This is a genomic window from Nitrospirota bacterium (assembly GCA_020846775.1).
Taxonomy (GTDB): Bacteria; Nitrospirota; 9FT-COMBO-42-15; order HDB-SIOI813; family HDB-SIOI813; genus RBG-16-43-11.
In genome coordinates, this window is record JADLDG010000125.1 from 1 (window position 1) to 4,071 (window position 4,071).

General features: G+C 48.8%; 4 protein-coding genes. All 4 read left to right on the forward strand.

Translation table 11 applies throughout. From position 1 onward, the window contains the following. Nucleotides 1–689 (forward strand): beta-lactamase family protein (locus IT392_13390; protein MCC6545466.1); only part of this gene is annotated, 689 nt, incomplete at its 5' end. Between the two features lie 165 nt (nucleotides 690–854). Then, on the forward strand, nucleotides 855–1,499 hold the full coding sequence (locus IT392_13395) for a hypothetical protein (protein ID MCC6545467.1): 645 nt from the start codon (nucleotides 855–857) through the stop codon (nucleotides 1,497–1,499). A 21-nt stretch (nucleotides 1,500–1,520) separates the two neighbouring features. Next, a complete protein-coding gene (locus tag IT392_13400) occupies nucleotides 1,521–2,879 on the forward strand; it encodes a DUF799 family lipoprotein (GenBank protein MCC6545468.1) in 1,359 nt (452 codons plus the stop codon). Between the two features lie 79 nt (nucleotides 2,880–2,958). Continuing rightward, a complete protein-coding gene (locus IT392_13405; GenBank protein MCC6545469.1) occupies nucleotides 2,959–3,927 on the forward strand; it encodes a hypothetical protein in 969 nt (322 codons plus the stop codon). Nucleotides 3,928–4,071: the final 144 nt, after the last annotated feature.

Consider the following 4,071-nt stretch of genomic DNA (forward strand, 5'->3'; position numbering starts at 1 on the left):
CCAGACTCGTAAAGACATTTTTACCCAAATTCAATACATTGAAATTCACTCCAGGCACAAATGCCTTATACAGCAATTTTAATTATATGGTTCTGGGTGCGGTTATAGAGTCTGCGTCAGGTAAGTCGTATGAGGAATATATCATGATGCATATCTTGCAGCCATTGCGCATGTCACAGACCGGTTTTGTATATACACCCTCAATGGCAAGGCATGAGGCAGCCGGTACGCTGCCTGTTATCCATTATTACACACCGCTTATACCTTTGTTCATTGGTAAAAAAGATATCGGATACGAACGGCATGGTAAATTGTTCTGGATGAACAGGGTGTATATTGATGCTACCCCGTCTACAGGTCTTATTGGACCCGCGTCCGAGGTCGCCCGTTTCATGTTGATGGTTCTTCATGGTGGTACGCTTGACAATGCAGTAATCCTCGCCCCGGAATCAGTCTCCCTGCTGACAGAGACTCAACCTGTCAGAGGTTATGGGCTTGGATGGTTCGTTGGCGAATCAGGCGGCAGTCGTTTTCTTGAGCATGCAGGAGGAGGTCCGGGATTTGCGACTATTTTTCGCATCTATCCTGATGACGATCTTGGTATCGTCATCCTTTCAAACGGCACTGACCTTGATCGTAAAGGTATTGCCGACTTACTGGCAAAGATCAACTGGTATCAACACATATAGATAATTAATGTTACGCGTATTCAACCCTATATACAATTAACCAATCAACAGTACCTTGACACGTGAGTTTTAGGAGAGTAGTATAAATACAGTTAATAGGTTGTCTTAAAGAATTCATCTCAGCCTGTGTTTCCACGTTAACATTTCTCATCAAAAGGAAGCGTTATGGGCGAACAAAACAAAGGTTTCAAAAAGTCGGCTCCTGATCTCCTGAAGATTCTATTTCTTATCGCGTTGGCCGCGGTTTATCTTACACCGGTTTATGCTTCTGCTGAAGGAGTTAAACCTCGTGTGCTATTCATGATCGCGGAGCAGAATATCGGCCATGAGTTTTACTCCTTCTGGTGGTGGGGAGGTCTCGAATACCATGGACAGACCATGGACATGTCGGCAGCGGAGACGCAGCTTAAGGAAAGTTTCCTTGGGAACGGGTTCGAGGTAGTTGATATCTCCGCGACTACAGGGAAGTTAGACATTTCTAACACCTACCGTATTGCCGACCTGACCGACAAAGGTGCGATAGAGATCGCACAAAAAGTCAATGCTGAGATTGTCGTAAAGGGAAAAGCTATTGCTAAGGAGGGGCCGGGGACTCCCGGAAGTTCAGTCGGCGTCTACATCGCCGATATTACGGCAACAGCGATCCGGGTTGATAATGGCCAGGTCCTGGGCGCAGCGAGAGGACACGGTGTTTCAAGGAATATCTCGGATGTGACGGGGGGAACAGAGGCGCTTGGTAAAGCAGCGACTGAGCTGGCCAACCACCTCATGGAGCAGATCAATGCAAAGTGGCCCGGGTTGAAAGAATAACTTTTTTGAAGAGGTGAAATAATGAATAAGGGTAACCTGCTCTCCATCATCCTGGTCGGTTTTCTTCTGACGGCTTGCGCGATGCCTATGATGACCGTTCCGCCAAATCCTTCCAACCCGATAGAAACCGTTGCAGTTTTGCCTATGTATAACGCAACCAATGATGTAGTAGGACCCAGGACGGTACGCGAATTGACCGAAAAACGGATAAAACATTGGCAATATACAAGTAAGCCCTTGAATGAGGTCGACATGATCCTCAGGGATCAGATGGGGGTGACACTTGGTTCGCAGCTGGAATTGACGACTCCGCAAAAGCTCGGCGCAGCGCTTGGTGTGGATGGAGTCCTGTATGGCTATCTGGTGGACTTCGGTGATGTGACTACCGGTGTCTTCAATGAGAAGCGGGTCAGGGCCGGATTCAGACTCGTTGACACAAAAACTGGAAAGGTCGTTTGGGCAGGGGGACGGGGTGTTCGCAACCAGTCAGGTGCCCTTGAAGCGATGGCGTCCGCCCGGGACGAAGGGATCGAGGGACTCAAGTCAGTCCAGGGAGTTGCGGAAATTCCCGGTCTAAAGGATTGGGACAGCATCGGCGGCGCGTCCGACACCTCCTTCAAGAGGGCAATGGGTGAAAAACTCCTTATGAAGGCGACTGGCGGTTACCTCAAACCAGAGACTGAAGCAATGCTCGATAGAATTTTCAATAACTTCCCCGCGGGAAGGGGAACGGTTCAAACCGCGACTGTCAAATTCCCTGAGGTGTCGGTTCCTCAACCCCCTGCGATCGGGAACCCTTTCATGTCCTATATGAAGGTGGGCGATAAGGATTTCACCTCCGATCTCGTGATGACCTCAGTCTTCAAAAAAGAAAATAGGGAGATGGTGATTCATGGAAAGTTGGCCAAGGGAGGAGAGAATTTTCGGACTGACATAGATATGAGCCGGGCAATGGAAGATCAGGCTAAAGGAATGCCGGCGGGTCTCTACAAGACTGCGATCATTTCGCAGGGCAAGGTTAGGAAGAACTATACCCTTTACCCCGATCTGAAAAAGTACATGGACCTCAAAGTGGTCGAAGATGATACAAAAGAACCGAAGATTACCAAAAAGAAGCTTGGTGAGGAGGTGGTTGACGGTCACAAGTGCGACAAGTATCAGATCGAGATTACAGCCTCGGATGGAAAGCCTTTTGAAGGACTGATTTGGGAGGCCAGGGATCTCAACGGGTTTGTCATCAAGACCGAATTTGAGGATGGCAGCTCCAGACAGACGATGGAACTGAAAAATGTCAAACTTGTCACCCCTCCTGCGTCCCTGTTTGAAGTCCCAAAGGATTACACGCTTGCAGCCGGTTTTCTTGATCTGATGAGTGAATAGGACGAATGGATGGAGGATCACAATCTAACAGGCAGAGAAGATTTTTGGTCAGTAGATCAAGTTCAAAGGGGGGATCAGAATGATTACGAAAAGGTTCGGTGGTTTTGGATATTATTTTTTAATGTTAGTAGGTTTGATTGCATTGGTATCGGCTTCCTGTACATCCAAGACGACCGGTATGGTAAAGGACGATGTGAGTGTAACAGGCCAGACTGGAAAACTTGAGGCGGAAGGGATAAACTACAGCGGCCCGGCGTATAATATCGCAATTATGACGTTTGAGAACAAGACGCCGAGCAAGGTACTTGGGGTTGGCGAGGCAGCGACAGATATCTTGAGGACGATTGTAAAGAAGTCGGGTCTTGAGCCGATCACCCTGACCGATTCAGAAATGAAAGAGCAGGAGAAGTTGATTCAGCTGCAGCAGACCGGGGCGGTAAAGACAGGTAAGAAGAACGCCGCCGAAGGGTTCGAGTCAATAGACTTCAGGATATCCGGCGCAGTTACATCTTATTCCGAAGTGGAGGAATCATCCGACATCCTCGTGGCTCAGAGCAAGACACAAGTCGCGCGGGTTCAGGTAGACTACGCACTTGTAGACATCGCAACTGGGAAAAGCCTGGTCGCCGATTCCGGGATGGGAGAGTATAGAAAGAAGAGCGGCGGTATCCTCGGACTGGGTTCCAAATCAACCGCTGACGTTGGATTAAGGGAAGGGGCCCTCCGGGACGCCATGACCAAGGCGATGACCAAAATGGTGGCTACACTCAATGCGATCCCTTTTCAAGGCCGCATCCTGGATGTTGATGGGAGCAGTATAATGATACGGGCGGGAAGCAAGAGCAAGCTTTCATCAGGTACTGTTTTCGGCGTATATCGAGCTGGTAAAGACCTCGTTGATCCCGATACGGGAAGGGTCATTGGAAAACGGGAAGAACAGATTGGCGAGATTGTACTCTCCTCTCATCAAGGGGCAAATATTTCAGAGGCAAAGGTCAAATCAGGTTCAGGTTTTAAGGTTGGAGACACTGTAAAAGTTATTAAGTAAAACGCTGTTTCAAGTCAGCATATCGGTTGATGATCGCCCTCCGGATGCCCCAGTCGGCGGGCGATTAAGCCGTCCGACCCAAATCTTTATAAACTTTCATGGAGGGAAACGGGATTTGAACGTGCGACCCTCGCCTTGGCAAGA